The 19,525-nt window shown below is 64.1% G+C and carries 11 protein-coding genes and 1 pseudogene; 8 read left to right on the top strand and 4 right to left on the bottom strand.

Annotated features, from left to right (window positions below; all coding sequences use genetic code 11):
• Together ACOJSJ_RS07185 and ACOJSJ_RS07180 are read right to left on the bottom strand one after the other, a co-directional pair.
• A pseudogene (locus ACOJSJ_RS07185) lies at nt 1-294 on the bottom strand (gamma-glutamyltransferase family protein); the annotation flags it as partial.
• Nucleotides 295-385: 91 nt separating this feature from the next.
• Nucleotides 386-3,460, bottom strand: coding sequence for a TonB-dependent receptor domain-containing protein (locus ACOJSJ_RS07180; protein ID WP_420144304.1), 3,075 nt, complete (start codon nt 3,458-3,460; stop codon nt 386-388).
• A gap of 532 nt (nt 3,461-3,992) precedes the next feature.
• Between ACOJSJ_RS07180 and ACOJSJ_RS07175 the strand changes: the two genes are divergently transcribed.
• The 8 genes from ACOJSJ_RS07175 to ACOJSJ_RS07140 all read left to right on the top strand — a co-directional run bounded on the left by ACOJSJ_RS07175 (nt 3,993) and on the right by ACOJSJ_RS07140 (nt 17,860).
• Nucleotides 3,993-5,870, top strand: coding sequence for a gamma-glutamyltransferase family protein (locus tag ACOJSJ_RS07175; RefSeq protein WP_420144303.1), 1,878 nt, complete (start codon nt 3,993-3,995; stop codon nt 5,868-5,870).
• 15 nt (nt 5,871-5,885) lie between these two features.
• Nucleotides 5,886-8,846 (top strand): amidohydrolase family protein, encoded by a 2,961-nt coding sequence (locus tag ACOJSJ_RS07170; RefSeq protein ID WP_420144302.1) that lies wholly within the window; start codon nt 5,886-5,888, stop codon nt 8,844-8,846.
• A 142-nt stretch (nt 8,847-8,988) separates the two neighbouring features.
• On the top strand, nt 8,989-9,561 hold the full coding sequence (locus tag ACOJSJ_RS07165; RefSeq protein ID WP_420144301.1) for an RNA polymerase sigma factor: 573 nt from the start codon (nt 8,989-8,991) through the stop codon (nt 9,559-9,561).
• A gap of 76 nt (nt 9,562-9,637) precedes the next feature.
• A complete protein-coding gene (locus tag ACOJSJ_RS07160; protein ID WP_420144300.1) occupies nt 9,638-10,624 on the top strand; it encodes a FecR family protein in 987 nt (328 codons plus the stop codon).
• 116 nt (nt 10,625-10,740) lie between these two features.
• Entirely contained in the window at nt 10,741-13,929 is a 3,189-nt protein-coding gene (locus ACOJSJ_RS07155; RefSeq protein WP_420144299.1) for a TonB-dependent receptor, read from the top strand.
• A 67-nt stretch (nt 13,930-13,996) separates the two neighbouring features.
• On the top strand, nt 13,997-15,010 hold the full coding sequence (locus ACOJSJ_RS07150; RefSeq protein ID WP_420144298.1) for a nuclease: 1,014 nt from the start codon (nt 13,997-13,999) through the stop codon (nt 15,008-15,010).
• A gap of 14 nt (nt 15,011-15,024) precedes the next feature.
• Nucleotides 15,025-16,140, top strand: coding sequence for an alkaline phosphatase (locus ACOJSJ_RS07145; RefSeq protein ID WP_420144297.1), 1,116 nt, complete (start codon nt 15,025-15,027; stop codon nt 16,138-16,140).
• Between the two features lie 166 nt (nt 16,141-16,306).
• Entirely contained in the window at nt 16,307-17,860 is a 1,554-nt protein-coding gene (locus ACOJSJ_RS07140; RefSeq protein ID WP_420144296.1) for an alkaline phosphatase D family protein, read from the top strand.
• An 87-nt stretch (nt 17,861-17,947) separates the two neighbouring features.
• Here ACOJSJ_RS07140 and ACOJSJ_RS07135 read toward each other — a convergent pair whose 3' ends face one another.
• Both ACOJSJ_RS07135 and ACOJSJ_RS07130 read right to left on the bottom strand, forming a co-directional pair.
• A complete protein-coding gene (locus tag ACOJSJ_RS07135) occupies nt 17,948-18,139 on the bottom strand; it encodes a hypothetical protein (protein ID WP_420144295.1) in 192 nt (63 codons plus the stop codon).
• 13 nt (nt 18,140-18,152) lie between these two features.
• Nucleotides 18,153-19,319 (bottom strand): PepSY-associated TM helix domain-containing protein, encoded by a 1,167-nt coding sequence (locus ACOJSJ_RS07130; RefSeq protein ID WP_420144294.1) that lies wholly within the window; start codon nt 19,317-19,319, stop codon nt 18,153-18,155.
• Between the last annotated feature and the right edge of the window lie 206 nt (nt 19,320-19,525).

Below are 19,525 nucleotides of genomic sequence, written 5' to 3'. Positions count from 1 at the left end.
CGACGCCCATGGTTCGACCACGTTCATCACCGCCATCGCCGCGACCACCGCGTCCGCCGCCGTGCCGCCCTGCATCAGCATGCGCGTCCCCGCCATGGCGGCCAGCGGATGGCCCGCCGTCACCCCGCCATGGGGCATCGGCACCTCGACCCGGTGCGCCGCAACGGTGGCGCTGCCGGTGCGGGGCGCGTCCGGCGCGCGGCTGCCCGACTGCGCCAGCGCGCGGCCCGGCAACGCCGCCATCAGCGCGCCGGTCAAACCTGCGGCGATCATTTCCCGGCGATCCAGACCCATAATCACTCTCTCATTTCAGCAAAAAAAGAAAAAGGCGCGGCGCCCATCCCCAAAGAGGAGAGAAGCCCCGCGCCCTTCCATGTCAGCTCTTTTAGAAGACCTTCTTCAGGCTGGTATACCAATAGCGCGCCTGCGGCTGATACAGGTTCGACATATAGCCGGCCGACGACAGCGGCGGATCCTTGTCGAAAATGTTGCGCGCACCGATCTGGATCGTCGTGCCGTTCAATGGCCCGTCATTCTTGAACGTGTACTGGCCATAAAGGTTGACGGTCGTCTGCCCCTTCACGGTCCAGGGATTGGCCGCCGCATCGCGCACGCCATTTTCATAGACGCTGTCGATGAACTGGGTGAACGCGCCCAGCTTCCATGGACCCAGCGTCCAGTCGAACGTCGCCGAAATCCGCCAGCGCGGCTGGCCGTCGCGGCCGATCACGTCGCCGCCTCCCTGAATCGGCACGCCCGCATTGACCAGACCCTGACCCTGCCCTTCGATCACCTGCTGCACGCCCGCGGGCGCATCGACGAAATAGCTGATCAGGCGCGACGCATTCACGTTGAGCGAGAAACTGCCGATCCCGGTATTGGGCAGGATATAGTCCAGATTGAAATCAATCCCCTGAACGGTGACCGGCAGCAGATTCTGGAAATTGGCGACCACGTACAGCAGCTCGCCGACCGGGGCGAGGCCGGTGCCTGCGGTCCGCGCAATGTCGTCGGCCGTGGGATCGCGGCGGATGACATTGGGGTTGCTGCTGCCCTGCACCCGCATCAGATAGTCGAGGTTCAGGGCATTCTGGTAATCCAGCAGGCCCACGACATTCTTCTGCTGGATCTTCCACCGGTCGACGGTGAAGGTCACCTTGCCAAGGCCTTCGCCCAGCTGCGGTGAAAACACCGCGCCGAAACTCCAGCTGGTGGATTCTTCGGGCTTCAGATTGGGGTTGCCGCCGCTGCGCCGCAGCACCGACACGTTACACACCGCGCTGGAGAAATTGCTGGCGCGGCCCGACCGGACATCGGCTTCGCACAAGGCATAGTCGAACCCGCCATTGACGCGATCCAGCGTCGACGTGTTGATCACTTCCAGGTTCGGCGCGCGGAAACCCTGCGACCAGCTGCCGCGCAGCATCATGCCTTCCAGCAATTCCCACGAACCTGCGACCTTGGGCTTGGCCACCGACCCGACGTCGCTATAATCTTCATATCGGCCCGCGACCTGGAAACTCAGGCGGCGGAACATCGGAATTTCCATTTCCGGGCTGAAGATCGGGATGGCGAGTTCGGCATAGGCCGACTTCACATTGCGCTTGCCGCGCACGTCCGGGCTGGGGCTGGCGCCGCCCAGATCGGAACCATAGAATACGCCGGTCACCGCATCGGTATAGGTGGTGTCGACGCCCGCAATACCGCCCTGATAGGTGGAACGGTTGTCATGATAGGTTTCGCGCCGCCATTCGATACCGGCCGCAACGCCGATGCTGTTGTCCGCCCACAGGCCCAGCAGATTGGCGTTCGACACCTTGAAATCCCACAGCGCCAGCGACGTGCGCGTCTTGCGGGTCGCCTCGATCATGAAGCTGTCGATGGTCGCCTGACTGTTGGGGGTGCAATCGCCGACCGACGGCGTATCGACGCAGCCGCCGTTGAACGGATTATAGGCGTCGGGCGTCGTCCGGTTGATTGCCGCCTGCAACAGGGTGTTGGAAAAATTCTCCTGTGTGTCCGCCGCCGTCGCCCAGGTGTAAAGGCCCGCCGATTCCCAGTCGAAATCGCCGATATTGCCCTTCAGTCCGCCCAGGAAACGATATTGGTAATTGGTCACGTCCACCTTGCGCGACCCGACATCGGCATAGGTCAGCGACGTGATCTGGATCGGCAGGCCGGTCGCGGGCACGACCGCCGGGTTCAGCCCCGGCAGGCGGTTGGGCGATCCGATCGGACCCAGCGGGTTCCAATAGGCATTGGCCGCCACGGTGATCGGGATATTGGCCAGCGAACCCGGCGCGCCGATGGTGGAACTGGTCTTGCCGCGATAGAATCCGACTTCGCCAAAGAAGGACAGCGAATCCGACAGTTCGTAATTCAGATAGGAAAAGATGTTGATGCGCTTGACCGAAGGCTGAACGGTCAGGTCGTCGAACGTCGCCGGCGAATTGAAGCGCAGGTTGGAATCCGCGCCCGACATTTCGGTGACGCCATTGCCGTCGTCATAACAGGTGTTGGGCGTGCCCGACGCGATCCGGCATCCCGCGTTGCTGCTGGGCTGGATATGGAACTGGCCCGACGCGTTGGTGAAGGCGGTGCCGTTGCTGGTCAGCGTCTGGTTCAGGAAATTCGCGCCGCCGCCGGGGCGCACCACGCGGAACGTGCCCCATGGCGTGGCGGTGCTGGTGCCGTTCCACGCCGCGACATTGGCAAAGGGCGTGCCCGCCACATATCCGCGCCGGTCGACGCTGGCGGTATAGTCCTGATCGGACAGATAAAGTTTCGACTTCTGCGCATAACCGCCAAAGATCGAGATATTGCCGCGCCCTTCGTTGAAATCGAATCCGACCAGACCATTGGCCTGAAATTCGCGCAGGTTGGTGCCTTCCGCGCCGCCATATTGGACGTCGAACTTGGCGCCCTTATAATCGCTGTTCAGCACGTTGTTGACGACGCCCGCCACCGCGTCCGACCCGTACAGCGCCGCCGCGCCGTCGCGCAGCACTTCCACGCGGGAAATATTGCCGACCGGGATGGTGTTGGCGTTGTAACCGAATGTGGGAACGCCGGAATCCACGACCCCGGTGATGGCCTGCGACGTCGGGTGCAGCACGGTGCGGCGGCCGTTGATCAGCAACAGCGTATTGCCCTGCCCCAGACCGCGCAGCGACACGGTGGATACGTCGCCGCGGGCCGCATTGGCATTGCCGCCGCCCAACACCTGTTCGTTGAACGTCACGCCGCCCAGCTGCGGGATGGAACGATAGAGGTCGGCGCCCGACACGGCGGCCACGGCCTCGATCTGGCTTTCGCCCACGACGCTGACGGGCAGCGCGCCTGCGACGTTCGCGCCCCTGATCTGCGATCCGATGACGACGATTTCGGCGCGCGATTCTTCGTCTCCCGCCTGCGGCGCGCCTGCGTCGGCGCCCTGCGCCTGCGCCACGCCCGCCAGCATGGCCCACAGGCTGACGCCTGCCAGTGCCGCGCCGGCCATCCTGCGCCCGGTCATCCTACCCGATGTCTTTCTGCTATCCCTCATCTTCATTCCCCTGTGATGAAGTCCGGTGCGACGAATTTTCCGGCGCACGGCCCTGGCAGTTCAGCGATCGGAACGGTCGGCGATTTTGGGCACAGGGACAGGAATAGACACCACATGTCCTAATTGTGGCGACCTGCGATACTGTGCGCGCGGACCCTCCCGAAAACTGGAGTTCCAACACCCTCTCCGGCGCGGATATATGTTCCGAAATCGCCCTCACGACGTCGAAACTTCGGCGATGGCGTCCTCCGCCGTGACGCATCTTTCAAAGAGCTAGAACTGACGGCGATAAAATTTCCGCCATGAATTTCAAAATATTTTGAAATATGTCCTAATTTTACTTTGCCGTGGCGGACACGCGCGGCTGGCCCGTTATGCTGTCATGACGGTAAGCGAACGCCCGCCCTCATGGCCTCGCCGCACAAGCCGACCACAGGGGATTTCATTGATGATCGACAGCGAAAAGCCGGGATTTAGCCGCCGTGATCTTGCGGCGCTGGCAGCAGGCGGCGTCGCCGCCATGGGAACAGCGACATCCGCCATGGCCCAGCCGACACCGGCGCCTAAACCGGCCATCGAACCCACCCGCCTCGTCAGCGCGGGCGAAACCCTGCGTCCCGAAATCGTCGGCGATTTCGGCATCGTCGCGGCGGGCCGCCATTATGCCGTGGCGGCGGGTACGCGCATGCTGATGGCGGGCGGCAATGCCACCGATGCGGGCGTCGCGGCGGTCTTCGCGGCGGCCGTTACCGAAATCTCCCATTTCGGCTTCGGCGGCGAAGCGCCCACCATCATCTTCGACGCGAAGGCGAAGAAAATCTCGCTCATCAGCGGTCAGGGCGTCGCTCCCGGCCTCGCCACGCCGGACAAGTTCGCCGCGGCGGGCGTCATCCCCGGCAATGGTCCCAATGGCGGCACCGTGCCCGCGATGGTGGACGCCATGGCGCTCGCGCTCGCGCTCAACGGCACGATGACGCTGGATCAGGTGATGCAGCCCGCGATCGAACTGGCCGACGGCTTCGTGATGTATAATTTCCTCGCCGAAGTCTTCGTCAGCCAGCAGAAAGCGACGTCGAAGCATAAGGCCGCCTACGACGCCTATTATCCGGGCGGCAAGCTGCCCAAGACCGGCGAAATCTTCCGCCAGCCCAACCTCGCCCGCACCATGCGCACCATTGCACAGGCCGACCGCGCGACCTTTGCAAAGACGAAGGATCGCAAGGCCGCCATTCAGGCCGGGCGCGACGCTTTCTACAAAGGCGACATCGCCCGCCGCATCGGCGCCGCGATGGAGCGCGACGGCGGCCTGATGCGCTATGAAGACCTCGCCAGATATAAGGGCAAGGTCGAAACCCCGACCATGACCAGCGTGTTCGGCTATCAGGTATATAAGGCCGGTTTCTGGAGCCAGGGGCCTGCCATGCTGATGGCGCTCAACATCGCCGAAGCGGCGGGCATCGCGTCGATGGAACCGGGGTCCGCCCCCTATCTCCACACCGTGGCGGAATCGATCAAGCTCGCCTTCGACGATCGCAACATGTATTTCGGCGATCCCGATTTCGCGACCGTGCCCATGAAGGGCCTGCTGTCGAAGGACTATGCCGCCGCCCGCGCAAAGCAGATCGGGCCGAAAGCCTCGCTCGAACATCGCTTCGGCGATCCATGGGCGTTTGAGGGGAAGGCCCGCACCACCCCGGCCTTCACGCCCCATATGCTCAAGGCCCCGCCAAAGCCGACCGCCGACACCACCGCGATCGAGGTGGTGGACAAGGACGGCAACCTCTTCTCCTGCACGCCCAGCAGCGGCTGGATGCTCGGCGGCGCCTATATAGCGGGCGACACCGGCGTGCCCATGAGCAACCGCCTGACCGTGTTCGATCTCGATCCCGCCAGCCCCAATTATCTGGTGCCCGGCAAGCGTCCCCGCACGACCCTGTCGCCATCGATGGTGCTCAAGGATGGCGCGCCCTTCCTCGCCATCGGCACGCCGGGCGGCGACAATCAGGATCAGCAGATCATGAACGTGCTGCTGCGCGTCCTCGCCTTCGGTCAGCCGCTACAGGCCGCGATCGAAGCGCCGCGCATCAATTCCAATCATTTCCACGGCTCCTTCGGCATCAAGAAGGACGAACCGGGCGTGCTGGAAATCGAGGATCGCGTGCCCCAGACGGTGCGTGACGATCTGACCGCGCGCGGCCATAAACTCGATGTGCTGGGGCCGTTCGCCGTGTCCACCGGCATCGTCGCGACCGGCGTGGTGCCGGGCGGCGGCACCTTGCGCGGCGGGGCGGATGTCCGCCGCGAACGCTATGTCTTTGGCTGGTAAGGGAATAAAGCGACCATGAAATCCGCCATCAAACTTCTCTCGCTCGCGCTTCTTTCGGCTGTGGCCACCGGCGCCCTTGCCCAACCCGCCAACCTGCCGCCCCCCGGCGGCGAAAAGCCGATGGCCTTCGATGTGCATGAAGGCACCTCCATGGCCGTGTCCGCCTCGCCCGACGGCAAATGGCTGGCGATGGATTTGCAGGGCAGCCTGTGGATCGTGCCGGTCAAGGGCGGCAAGGCCGTCCGCATCACCGATTATTTCAACGACGCGCGCCAGCCGGTCTGGTCGCCCGACGGCTCGCGCCTCGCCTATTTCTCCTATCGCGACGGCGGCTATGATCTCTGGACGATCAAGCCCGACGGCAGCGACATGAAGAAGCTGACCGACGGCGCCTATGACGACCGCGAACCCGCATGGTCGCCCGATGGCAGGACCATGGCCTTTTCGTCCGACCGCAGCGGCAATAATTACGACATCTGGACGCTGGACATCGCCAGCGGCGCGATGAAACAGATCAGCAGCGACGGCCGCGAAGATCGCCTGCCCAGCTGGTCGGCGGACGGTACGCGCATCGCCTATGCCGGCATCGACGGCGCAAAGACCGCGCTCTACGTCACCAGCCTTGCCGACGGAAAGGAAAGCCTGCTCAAACAGGTGGAGGGCAAGATCGACGCCCCCTCCTTCGGTCCCGACGGCCAGCTCGCCTATGTCGTGCAGGATGCAAAGGGCAGCCGCCTCGAAATCGATGGCAAGCCGGTCAGCGGCGCCGAAAATGTTTTCCCCTTCCGCGTCAGCTGGGGGAAGAATGGCAGCTATTATTATGTGTCCGACGGCAAGATCCGCAACCGCAAGGGCACGGCGCTGTCCACCGTCGATTTCGCCGCCACGCTGGAGGTGGTGAAGCCGGTCTACGCCCGCGCCAAACGCGACTGGGACAGCACGGCCCCGCGCAAGGCGCTCGGCATCGTCCATCCCACGATCTCCCCCGACGGCAGCCGCATCGCCTTCGCCGCCTTGGGCGACATCTATGTCATGTCGGCAAAAGGGGGCACGCCTGAAAATCTGACCAAGGACGGCGCGCTCGACACCGACCCTGCATGGTCGCCCGATGGCAAGAGCCTCGTCTACACCTCCGACAAGGGCGGCGGCCTGCCCCAGTTGTGGATACGCGACCTGTCGAGCGGCAAGGATCGCCGCCTGACCGACATCGACACCCAGCCGCTGGGCGCAGCCTGGTCGCATGACGGCACGCGCATCGCCTATATCGACGTCGATGGCCGCTGGGGCGTGGCGGGCGTCTGCGTCGTGGATGTCGCCACGGGCAAGATCACGCGCCTGCAAGGATCGCTGGGCCAGCCCGGCAGCCCCAGCTGGTCGCCCGACGGCAAATATGTCGCCATCGCGCTATCCCACAAATTTTCCAACAGCTTCCGCGAAGGCACCAACCAGATCTACATGATCCCGTCCGACGGAGTCGGCAAACCCTTCTGGCAGATACCGCAAGACAATATGTCGATGGACACGCGGGCAGGCGGCGGCCCCGTCTGGTCGCCCGACGGCATGAAAATGGCCGCCATTTACGAAGGGCTGCTGAAAATCTGGCCGGTCGCCGCCGATGGCAAGCCGCTTGGACCGCCCCGCGCCTATACCTCGGACATCAGCTATTTCCCGACATGGGCAGCGGACAACAAGACGATCCTGTTCCAGTCGGCCGACAAACTGAAATCGCTCGACATCGAAACCGGCGCGATCGCGGACGTGTCCGTAGACCTCACCTACCGCATCGCCAATCCCACTGGCCGCACGGTCATCCATGTCAGCAACCTCGTGGATTCGGTCCGCGACGTGACGCAGCATGACAAGGACATCATCGTCGATGGCCACCGCATCGCCGAAATCCGCGATCATGACCCCGCCCTTCACACGGGTGGGCGCTTCGTGGACGGCACCGGCCTGACCGCCATTCCGGGTCTCATCGAACATCACAGCCACGCGCAAAAGGATTTCGGCTCCAACCTCGAACGCGCATGGCTGGCCTATGGCATCACCACGGTGCGCGATCCGGGCACGCAGATCTACGACGCGGTGGAGGATCGCGAAGCGGCGGAATCGGGCGTGCGCCTGTCGCCCCGCCTCTATGTCGCGGGGCCGCTGCTCGAATGGCAGCGCGTCTATTATAAAATGGGCGTCGCCGTCTCCAGCCCCGCCCATCTGGAACGCGAATTTACCCGCATGCGCGCGCTCCATTACGACATGATCAAAAGCTATGTGCGCATGCCCGACCTCTATCAGCGGCAGATCGTGCGCGCCGCGCATCAAATGGGCATCCCGGTCAGCGGCCATGAAATTTTCCCCGCCGCCTTCTCCGGCGTGGACGCGACGGAACATATGGGCGCCACCAGCCGTCGCGGCTATTCCCCCAAACAGGGGCCGCAGGGCATGGCCTATGAAGACGTCATCCAGCTGTTCGGGCGCAGCGGGCGCACGCTCACGCCCACCCATTTCGGCGCGATGACCCCCTATCTGGCGAAGAACCCGTCCTATCGCGACGATCCGCGCCTCAACCTCTACCCCACATGGGCGCGCGAAACGATCAGCGGCGCGGACCCGATGGCCGCGATGCTGAAACCCCTGCTGGAGGGGCAGTATAAGGCGCTCAAGAAAATGTATGACGCGGGCACGCTGGTCACGGCGGGCACCGACACGATGATCGCCAACAATCTCCACGCCGAAATCTCTTCCTATGTCGACGCGGGCCTGACGCCATTTCAGGCGCTCCAGACCGCGACCGTCAATTCGGCGAAGGATCTGAACCTCGACGCGGGCACGCTGGAAGCGGGCAAGCTTGCCGACATCGTGCTGGTGGAAGGCGACCCGCGCGAAAATATCGCCAACACCTTCAAAGTGAAGAAGGTGATGTTGAACGGCGTCACCCATGATGTGGCGGATCTGATCGCGGGCGGCATGCGCAAATAACCGCATCGCATGGCGGGCATGGCGCACCATCCGCGCCATGCCCGTCCCGCCCCCGCAATCTTTCTGTATATTGTAGCCAAAGTTACATTTTTCCGCCGTAGATGCGCCGCACCTGTCCTGCTTCTTGCTGAGTTACGCTCCGGTGCACGCGCCTCACATCCGCCCGATAGACCGCTGGTTCGTGGACGAAGTCCTGCCGCACGAACGCGCCTATATCGCCTATGCGCGCCGCACCGTGCGCGACGATGACGAAGCGGGCGACATCGTGCAGGAAGTCTATACGAAACTCTTCACGCTCGACGGCTGGACCGCCATCGCCAATCCGCCCGGCTATGTCATGCGGATGATCTACAGCCATGCCATCGACCGCATCCGTCAGGCCCGCGTCGTCGCCATGCAGCCGCTGCCCGCCCCGGCCATGACCGATGTCGCCGACGACATGCCCGACAGTTTCCGCATCGTCGCCGCCCGGTCGCAGATGGACCGCGTGCACCGGGCGATCGCCGCGCTGCCCGATCGTTGCCGCATTGCCCTCATCCGCCGCCGTTTCGGGGAAGAAAGCCCTCGCGCCATCGCCGACGATCTGGGCATCAGCATATCGACTTTCGAAAAACGTCTGGCCCGCGCCGTGGAATTGCTGACCCATGCGCTGACGCCCTATGATCAGCCACTGGACGAAACGCCCGAACAGGCGCAGGAGAAGATGCTTCTCTGACAGGCAACAGCTTGTTAGGTGGAAAGAAAGGGACGATCGCCTAATGGATCGACCCGACTGGCGAATAAAGCGACAGATGACGATTTCGAACGATCCGCTGGGTCAGGACGCCCTTATTGCCGAAGCGTCGCGCTGGCTCGCGGCGCTGGATGCGGGCACGGCCGATGCGGCGGATTTCGAAGCATGGCGTCGCGCCGATCCCGCCCGCGCGGTCGCCTATGCCCGCGTCGCGGGCCAGTGGGAAACCATCGCCGCCATCCCCGCGCCACGGGATCAGCCCGTCCTTGCCCCCGCCCCGGCACAGGCGTCGACACAGGCCCCGACACTGGCAGACGCCGCGCCCATGGCCAGCCGCCGCCAATGGCTCCGCGCCGCGGCGGTGGGCCTGCCGCTCGCCATCATCGGGTCGGGCTTCGTTGCGCAGCGCGCCTATGCATGGGACAATGCGACGACCGGCGTGGGCGAAACCCGCCGCGTTGCCCTGCCCGACGGCAGCATCGCCTATCTCAACACCGACACGTCGCTGTCATGGCGCTTTTCCGACGACCGGCGCGCGCTGCGCCTCGACCGGGGTGAAGTCGCGCTGGACCTGCGCGGCGGGAACAGCGCGACCTTCCATGCCGATGCCGGGTCGCTGCCCCTGACGCCCGGCCTGTTCGACGCGCGCATCACCGGTGACCGGGCGGAACTCACGCTGGTCGACGGCGCCGCCATGCCCCTGCGCGGCGCGGCGCATGCCGCCGCCCTGCAACCCAATCAGTCCGTCATCGTCGATGGCGACGGCCCGCACCGGGTGGAAAGCCACAGCAGCGAACAGATCGCGTCCCGCATGGCCTGGCGCGCGGGGGAAATCATCTTCCTCGACCAGTCGGTGGCTGACGCGGCGGCGGACTTCAACCGCTATCTGCCGCGCAAGATCGTCGTCGCCGACGCGACCCTCGCGCAGGAAAAGATCGGCGGCCGCTTCGACCTCGCCCGCCCCGATCAGTTTCTCAAAGCCGTCTCGCTCAGCCTCAACGCGCAGGTGACGACCACGCCGGATGGCTATCGTCTCGCCCGATAATCCATGGGTTGCGATAATAAGGAAATTTATTTTCCTTAAACTTGGAGGCAGCGCGCCCTAATCCCGTCAACACCCCGAACCGCGCCGACATGGCGCTTTTCGGGGGTTGAATTTTCATGTCGTTCCGTACGTCCCATTCGCTTCTTGCTGCGCTCGCCACCACCACCGCCCTGATCGCCAGCCCGGCGCAGGCCGCCAGCGCCTGGTTCGATGTGCCCGCGCAAGGGCTTGGCGAAGCGCTGATCGCCTTTTCCAAACAGGCAAAGATCAAGATCGTCTATCCCGCCGCCGACATTCGCGGCATGGCGGCGCCTGCCGTGCGCGGCACCATGACCCGTCAGGCCGCGCTGTCGCTGCTGATCGCGGGATCGGGCCTGCGCGTCGTGGGCGACGATGGCCAGCTGGTCGCGCTGGCGCAGAGCAATATGGGAAACGTCCCGGCAGCCGCGAATGAACCACTGGCGGGCGAAGCGCCCGCTGAACAGGCGATCGTCGTCACCGGCTATCGCCAGTCGATCGAGGAAAGCCTGGAACAGAAGCGCGAAGCCAACGCCTTCGTCGACGTCATCACCGCGCAGGACATCGGCAAATTCCCGGACAAGAACGTCGCCGACGCACTGCAACGCATGCCCGGCGTCGTCATCACCCGCGACGGCGGCGAAGGATCGCGCGTCAGCATCCGTGGCCTTCAGCCCGGCCTTACGCAGACGCTGCTCAACGGCAATTTCCTCGCCGGCGCGGACAGCGGCGATCCGCAGCGGTCCTTCAACTATGTGATGCTGCCCGCCAACTTCATCGCCAGCACCGAAGTCTATAAATCGGCCGAAGCGCGTCTGGAAGAAGGCGGCATCGGCGGCACCATCATCCTCAACACCCGTCGCCCCTTCGACGTGCCGTCAGGCTCCGGCTTCATTTCGGCCGAAGGCACCTATTCGGACAATAGCGAAAAGTTCGAGCCTCAGATCGGCGCGCAATATTCGTGGAAGAATGACGATGAAACCATCGGCTTCCTGATCGGCGGCGTCTATCAGAAGCGCACCAACCGCGAAATGCGCTCGACCGCGGGTACATGGCGCTGGTGGAGCGATCGCGGCGCCAATGGTCAGGTGCTGGAACGCGCGACCGACGTCAACGGCAACCCGATCGCCAATGATGCGGCGGTATCCTACTGGACCGGCGGCGGGCAAAGCACCAATGACGGCACCCATTATACCGGCTACTGGGCGCCCCAGTCGGTTCGCACCGAAGTGTTCGATCAGGACCGCGAACGCTTCGGTATTCAGGCGACGGCCCAGTTCCGCCCGACCGACAGCCTGACCATCACCACCAATTATTTCCGTTTCCAGTATAGCAGCGACTTCACCTACAACCAGCTGACGATCCCCGAATGGGGTTATGGCAAATTCTTCAGCGACGCCGTCTTCGACAAGAGCGGCACGGTGATGAAGTCCGCCACCTTCCTGGTGGATGGCGCGCCCTGCCTTGCCGCCAATCCGATGTGCACCATGGAAACCCCGCGCCTCACCGGCTCCTACAGCGAGGAAAAGCAGCACAGCCAGACATTCGAAGGCGAAGCCCATTATAAGCGCGACCGGTTCGACGCCGTGCTGAAAGTCGGCAAGACCGCGTCGCAGGGCGGCCCCTCTCTCCGTTTCCAGGCCGCGGCCAAACCGCGCATCACCGTGCCGGGGCAGGAACAGAACGGCAATTTCATCAGCGCATGGACGTTGGGCAGCAAGGGCGTGGCGATGGAATTTTCGCCCAACCTGCAAGATAATCTGATGAACGGCATCGCCCAGATCGACATCGGCGGCACTAACAGCAGCTTCACCAACAGCGCCATCGATCAGCCCTATGTGCAGCTGGACATGACCCGCAGCTTCGACGGCGGCTTCCTGCGCTCGATCCAGCTGGGCGGCAAATGGCGCAAGCTGGAAGTGCATCGCGAAACCGGCCGCAACGAATGGTATGCCGACGCCGCGAACAAGATCCGTTACCAGAACACGCCGCAGGGCGCGGTGGCGCAGCCGGAATATTTCTACAGTCAGCCGATCGGCAACATCAATGGCGGCTTCAGCGCGAACCTTTACCCCGGCATCAATTTCAAGCGTTATCTTGAAATCATCAACGAACGCTATGGCCCTTGGGTCCGCGAGCCGGAACCCAACAATGTCTATTATCTGAGTGAAGAGGCGCTGGGCGGCTATGCTCAGGCCAATTTCGGCACCGGCGGCCTGCGCGGCAATATCGGCCTGCGCGTGGTGCATACCAAACAGCGCGACGAAACGTCGGATCGCCTGCAACGCCTGATCGACTATTGCGTCAACGGTCCCAATGGCCCGTTCGACCCCAATCGTCCGCTGGGCGCCGACGGCAATTGTCAGGTGCTTCCCCTCGCCCAGCGCGAAGTGATCGAAAATATCCGGCTGCACGAAAACAAGAGCTATACCGATTTCCTGCCCAGCCTGAACGCGTCCTACGACATCACTTCCAACCTGCTGCTGCGCGGCGCGGTGGCAAAGGTCGTGGCCCGTCCGTCCATCTCCGACCTCGCGGGCGCCCGTTCGCTCACCTACAAATCGCCCGAATATGCGTTCGACCGCGACCAGTTCGGCGAATTTCCCGGCTGGTCGGGCAGCGGCGGCAACTCGCAACTGAAACCCTTCCGTGCGTGGCAGTATGACATTGGCCTGGAATGGTATTTCCGCCCCGGATCGGTGATCGGCGCAACCGCCTTCCGCAAGGATGTGTCGAACTTCATCGTCCCGCTGGTGATGGATGTCACCCGCGACGTGGCGGGGGAACAGGTGCTGATCGAATCCTATTCGACGGTGGCCAACGGCTCCAGCGCGGTGTCGCAGGGCGTCGAACTCTATGCCCAGCACACGCTGCCGTTCGGTCTGGGCGCACAGGTCAACTTCACCTGGAACGACACTTCGACGGCGGACGTGACGCTCGACGGGCAGAAGGTCGGCACTTCGCCGCTGGTCGGCAGCGCCAAGACGCAGTTCAACGCCTCGGTCTTCTATGAAACCAGGCGCCTGCTGCTGCGCGCCTCCTACAACCGTCGCGGCACGGTGGTCGGCGGACTGTCATCAGGGTTGAACACTTATACCGCACCCTATGAACAGGTGGACCTCAACGCCTCCTACGAACTGATGAACGGGCTGATGCTCACGGCCTCGGTCATCAACCTTACCAAGTCGCAGGAGTGGCAATATCTGGGCAACGACACCAAGGATCGTTTCGTCGGATCGATCTATGCGGGTCGCCGGGCCTATGTCGGAATCTCGTATAATTTCTGATCTTTCGACCGGTCGGGCGCATCCTGTGCCCGGCCGGTTTCTGCCTGCCTGACGGAAACGATGCTCCATGCGTAAAATTGCCCGCAAATCCACTCTGGCCGCCCTGTCACTGCTCGCCACCCTGTCCAGCCCCGCCGCGCTCGCATGGGGTGGCCGCGGCCATGCCGTGATCGATCATGCCGCGCTCGACACCCTGCCTGCGGACGGTCCCATCTTCCTGCGCAAATATGCCGAATATATCGGGGAGGAAGCAGGCGCGCCCGACACATGGCGCTCATCGTCCGAACCTTTTTCGAAGATCGACGAAGACCCCAATCACACATGGTTTCTGGAACGCCTGCGCTTCCTCGGCCCCAATGTGCCGCGCTCGCGCTACGCCTTCGTCCTCGCCCTCTACCGCGAACATGAACGGGTGAAGGCAACCGATCCGAAGGCCGCCGAACGCCTGAACGTCCGCTGGACCGGCACGCTCCCCTATGCGGTGATGGAAGGTTATGGCCGCATCGTCGCTGGCATGCGCGCCCTGCGCGCCAAACGCTCGCGCGGCGAACCCACGGCGAACATCGAACAGACGCTGGCCTTCTACACCGCATGGATGTCGCACTATATCGGCGACGGCGCGAACCCCCACCATGCCAGCATCCATTGCGAAGGCTGGTTCGGCGACAATCCCAAAGGCTATGTGACGACCGGCGGCATCCATGGCGCGTTCGAAATCGGCTATGCCGACGCCATCGACCTGCAACCCGCCGACTTTGCAAAGCGCATCGGCGCCCCGGCGCGGCAGGATGGCGATCTCTTCGCCCATGTCCTCCAGTTTCTTGCCGACAGCAACGCCGACGTCGAAACCATCTTTGCGCTGGAAAAGCGCGGCATCCTGTCCGACCCCAAAAGCCGCGAAGGCCGCGATTTCGTCTATCGCCGTGCCGCCGCCGGGTCCGCCATGCTGCGCGACCTGCTGGTCCGCGCCTGGGCGCAAAGCGCGCAGCCAGGCAAGGGCGATCCCCGCCCGCAAGATCCCGCCAATCCGCATTACGACCCGGAAACCGGCACCGCCCCGGCGCCGCTTCCCCAATCTTGAAGGACTGAACGACAATGCCTGCTTTGCCTCTGCGCTCCATGCTGCTCGCCGCCGCCGCGACGATCGCCGCCATGGCCCCTTCCACTCAGGCGCAGGAAGCAAAGCCGGCACGGCCAGCGCAAAAGGCCCGCAACATCATCCTGTTTCTGGGCGATGCGGGCGGCGTATCCACCATCAACGCGGCGGGCATCCTCGCCCATGACAAACCGCAGTCGCTCTTCATCCAGTCGATGCCGCATGTGGCCCTCTCCGACACGTCGGCGCGCGACAAATGGGTGACGGACAGCGCGGCGGGCATGACCGCCATCGTCACCGGGTACAAGACCAACAATGCCATGGTGTCGATGGTCCCCGGTCCCGACGGCCATCCCGCCCCGGTCAAAAGCCTGATGGAATATGCGGAGCAGCGCGGCCTTTCGACCGGGGTCGTCACCAACATGCCGATCTGGGATGCGACGCCCGCCGCCAATTACGCCCATGTCGCCGCCCGATCGAACAAGGGCGACATCTTCGCCCAGATGCTGAAACCCCGCTTCGGCAACGGCGTCGACATCCTGCTTGGCAAGGGCCTCAAGGACGCGAAGGTCGCCTTCACCGCTGCGGGCACCACCCCTGAAAAAGCCTTCGCCGCCGCAGGCTACAAGTTCGGCGAAGACCCCGCGCTCATCGCCTCCTCGCCCCGCGCGGCGATATTGCGCGACACCGATTTCGTTCCCCTCCCCGCCGTCGAAGCCACCATCGGTCAGCTCGCCCGCAACCCAAAGGGCTATGTCCTGATGGTCGAATGGGACATGCATACCGACGATCCGCGCGCCGGGATGCGCCACGTCATCGAAATGGACGACATGATCCGCCGCGTCAGCGCGATGGCCGGGCCGGATACGCTGATCCTCTTCACCGCCGATCACAGTTTCGGCCTGCGCATGACCGGCGGCAAGCGCGACACGCCGCTCGCCGACCAATATGATCCGGCCAAACCCGGCATCATCAGCGTGGAGGCCGACCATACGGGCGAAGAAGTCATCGTCGCCGCGTCCGGCCCCGGTGCGGATCGGGTGCATGGCTTCATGCCCAACACCCGCCTGTTCGACATCATGATGGCGGCGCTGGACTGGAAAAAAGACGACTGAAATATTGCGCCGCCCATCGCGTCCGTTCGCTTCGAGCAGGTTCGAGCGAAGTCGAGAACCGTCCGTCGAGAAGCCTGCGCGCAGCGGTTCTCGACAGGCTCGAACAGAGCGGGTGTGGGCATAATGCGCCACCCACCAACCTCTCACCCATTCAGGACAGAAGACCATGACCATAGACCGCCGCACGCTCCTGCAATCGGGTGCCGGATTGCTGCTTTTGAGCGGCCTGCCCGCCCGCGCCGCGACGCTCACCCGTCCGCTGGGCGCAAACCCGTTCACGCTGGGCGTTGCGGCGGGCGATCCATGGCCCGACGGCTTCGTCATCTGGACCCGCCTCGGCCCCAAACCGCTCGATGAACATGGCGGCATGCCGCAGGCGATCGTGCCGGTGGGCTGGGAAGTGGCGGAGGATCAGGGCTTCACCCGCGTCATCCGCCGCGGCGAAGCGCTCGCCCGTCCCGAACTTGGCCATAGCGTCCATGTCGAACTGTTCGGCCTGCGCCCGCATCGCCATTACTGGTATCGCTTCTCCGTCGCGGGCAGCGATGTCAGCCCCATCGGCATGGCCCGCACCGCCCCCGCCGCAGACGCCGCCATCGACCGCGCCCGCATCGCCGTCGCCGGGTGCCAGCATTGGGAAGCGGGCCTGTTCGACGTCTGGGGCGCGCTCGCCCGCGAAGCCGATCTCGACCTCATCTTCCATTATGGCGACTATATCTACGAAGGCGCCGGCCGCCCCGACGACGCAAAGGTCGTGCGCCATCATGCGGGCGACGAAATCTACAGCCTCGACGATTATCGCCGCCGTTACGCGCAATATAAAAGCGACCCGCATCTGCGCGCCGCCCATCAAAGCTGCGCCTTCGCCGCCTCCTTCGACGATCATGAAGTCGATAACAACTGGGCCGGGGCCTATGATCAGGACGGCACCCCGCCCGAAATCTTCCTGCTGCGCCGCATGGCGGGCTATCAGGCATGGTATGAAAACATGCCCGTGCGCCGCGCCCAGATGCCCGACGCGAACGGCATCACCGCCTATCGCCGTCTCGATTACGGACAGCTGCTGCGCACCCATATCCTCGACACGCGCAGCTATCGCACGGATCAGTCGTGCAACGACATCGCCCGCGCCGACAGCTGCACGGTCGAAGCGCATAACAGCCCCGACATGCTCGGCCGCGCGCAGGAAGCCTGGCTGGACGAAGGCCTATCCAGCCCCCGCACATGGAATCTGCTGGCGCAACAGGTCATCGTCATGCCCTTCGACGTGCGGCAACCCGACCAGACCCGCCCGGTCTTCGAAACGGATCTGTGGGACGGCTATCGCCCGGCCAAGGCGCGCCTGATCGACAGCATCCGCCGCCATGACCTGACCAACGTCGTCATCGCGACCGGCGACCATCACAAACATGCCGCAGGCGTCGTCCCCGAACGCGACGAAGCCCCCGATGGCAAGGCGGTCGCGGTGGAGTTCCTCTCCACCTCCATTTCATCGGGCGGCAACGGCCGGGGCGATCAGGGCTTCGACCATCTGCTGCGCAACAATCCGAACATGGACCTTTATGTCGATTATCGCGGCTATCAGCTGTTCGACATCACGCCCCAGCGCTGGATCACCGACGTCAAGGCGATGGACGACATCCAGAAACCGGGCGGCCAGATCCGCAGCCTGCTGCAATATCAGGTCACGCCGGACCGCGCGGCGCTGAACCGGATGTAGAAACTCCGTTCGCTTCGAGCGTAGTCGAGAAGCGACTGGCGCCAAGCCCGCACGCCTCGACTACGCCTGAAACGAACGGAACTTATCTCAAGTCCGCCGCGCCTTCATCGCCCAGATCACCGCCGCAACCGGCACGGCCAGCCCGGCCCAGGACAGCGCATCGCGCCACCCGTCGCCGGTCAGCGCCAGCACCAGCGCCACGCTGCTCAGCACCGCAATCACGATCGGCAGGGCAAAAATCGCGCCCACACTCTGCCCGGATCGCCTCTTCCCGCTCATTCCGCAGGGCCCCTCATTCCGCAGGCACCGTCAATCCGCCGCTCTCCACCTCGCGCACATGCGCGGCGGGCGACGCGCGCCGCTTGCCGATCCACAGATACAGCCCGCTCACCAGCACCACGATCGTGAAGGCGTCCAGCACGCCCCACAGGATTTTCAGCGGCAATCCGCCATAATCCCCGAAATGCAGCGGCCGCGACAGCGACAGCGCCTTGTTCGCCCACGGCATGGACGCCGCCGTCGTGAACGCGCCCGTCTCCGCATCGATCAGCGCGGGCGTCAACAGATGCTGGGTCAGCGGCGTATCGCCCTGAAAGAACACGGCATAATGATGTTTCGAACTGAACGCCCCGCCCGGAAAGCCGATAAATTGCGGGTTGTTCCCCGGCAACGCGGCCCGCGCCTGCGCCATCGCCCGGTCCAGCGACCCGTAACGTTCCGGCGGCAACGCGCCCTTGCCCGCGTAAGCACGAGTCATCGCGGCCAGTTCGCGGCTCTGCCACATCTGGTTGATCGGATTTTCCAGCGTGTTGATGACGCCCGTCACCCCCACCACCATCATCCACGCCAGCGCGACGATGCCGATCAGATTATGATAGTCCAGCCATGCGATCCGCCGACTGCGCGATGTCCGCAGCGCCCCGAACGGCAATTTGCGCATGAACGGCGCATAAAGCACCACGCCCGACACCAGAGCCACCACGAACAGCAACCCCATGCCGCCCAGAAACAGCATCCCCGGCAGGCCCAGAAACATGTCGGTATGCAGTTGCAGCAGGAAATGCATCACCCCGCTTTCGTCCACCTGCCCCATCGCCTTGCCGGTGGACCGGTCGAACAGCTGGATCGTCATTTCGCCCACAGCCGCATCGGGGCGCGGCCCGGTGGTGATGGTCATGCCCGGCTGGTCATTGTCGAACGCCATGAACAAGGGCACGTCGCCCGGCTTCGCCTTCAGCGCCCGCGCCATCATCGCGTCCAGCGGCAACAGCCCCGGCGCATCGCGCGACGATCCCACGCCCGGCATCCCATATACCGGCGCATCCTCGCTCAGCGCGTCGATCTCGTCATGGAATATCAGCGGCAATCCGGTGATGCACAGCATCAGCAGGAACAGGGTGCAGATCAGGCTGGTCCATTTATGAACCAGATACCAGCTGCGGATCGACGCGCTGGTCATCGCGGCATCCGCCCATATCTGCGATCCATTCTCATGGCCGCGCTATGCCCAGCCCCGCGCAACCCTGTCAATGCCACGGTCCGTCGCCCGCCTTCCCGCCTTCCCGCCTTCCCGCCTTCCCGCCTTCCCGCCTTCCCGCCTTCCCGCCTTCCCGCCGTCCCGCCGTCCCCCCGTCCCGCCGTGCCGCCGACCCCCCGGCCCGGCAG

It is taken from the genome of Sphingobium sp. (genome assembly GCF_048594625.1).
Classification (GTDB): domain Bacteria; phylum Pseudomonadota; class Alphaproteobacteria; order Sphingomonadales; family Sphingomonadaceae; genus Sphingobium.
The sequence above is the reverse complement of the archived record's forward strand: the minus strand, read 5'-3'. Positions and strand labels throughout refer to the sequence as shown.

Excerpts from the sequence above, each read along its gene's own strand:
- ACOJSJ_RS07180 (WP_420144304.1), bottom strand. The coding sequence starts at position 3,460 with ATGCTGGCGGGCGTGGCGCAGGCGCAGGGCGCCGACGCAGGCGCGCCG.
- ACOJSJ_RS07175 (WP_420144303.1), top strand. The coding sequence starts at position 3,993 with ATGATCGACAGCGAAAAGCCGGGATTTAGCCGCCGTGATCTTGCGGCG.
- ACOJSJ_RS07170 (WP_420144302.1), top strand. The coding sequence starts at position 5,886 with ATGAAATCCGCCATCAAACTTCTCTCGCTCGCGCTTCTTTCGGCTGTG.
- ACOJSJ_RS07160 (WP_420144300.1), top strand. The coding sequence starts at position 9,638 with ATGACGATTTCGAACGATCCGCTGGGTCAGGACGCCCTTATTGCCGAA.
- ACOJSJ_RS07155 (WP_420144299.1), top strand. The coding sequence starts at position 10,741 with ATGTCGTTCCGTACGTCCCATTCGCTTCTTGCTGCGCTCGCCACCACC.
- ACOJSJ_RS07150 (WP_420144298.1), top strand. The coding sequence starts at position 13,997 with ATGCGTAAAATTGCCCGCAAATCCACTCTGGCCGCCCTGTCACTGCTC.
- ACOJSJ_RS07145 (WP_420144297.1), top strand. The coding sequence starts at position 15,025 with ATGCCTGCTTTGCCTCTGCGCTCCATGCTGCTCGCCGCCGCCGCGACG.
- ACOJSJ_RS07140 (WP_420144296.1), top strand. The coding sequence starts at position 16,307 with ATGACCATAGACCGCCGCACGCTCCTGCAATCGGGTGCCGGATTGCTG.
- ACOJSJ_RS07135 (WP_420144295.1), bottom strand. The coding sequence starts at position 18,139 with ATGAGCGGGAAGAGGCGATCCGGGCAGAGTGTGGGCGCGATTTTTGCC.
- ACOJSJ_RS07130 (WP_420144294.1), bottom strand. The coding sequence starts at position 19,319 with ATGACCAGCGCGTCGATCCGCAGCTGGTATCTGGTTCATAAATGGACC.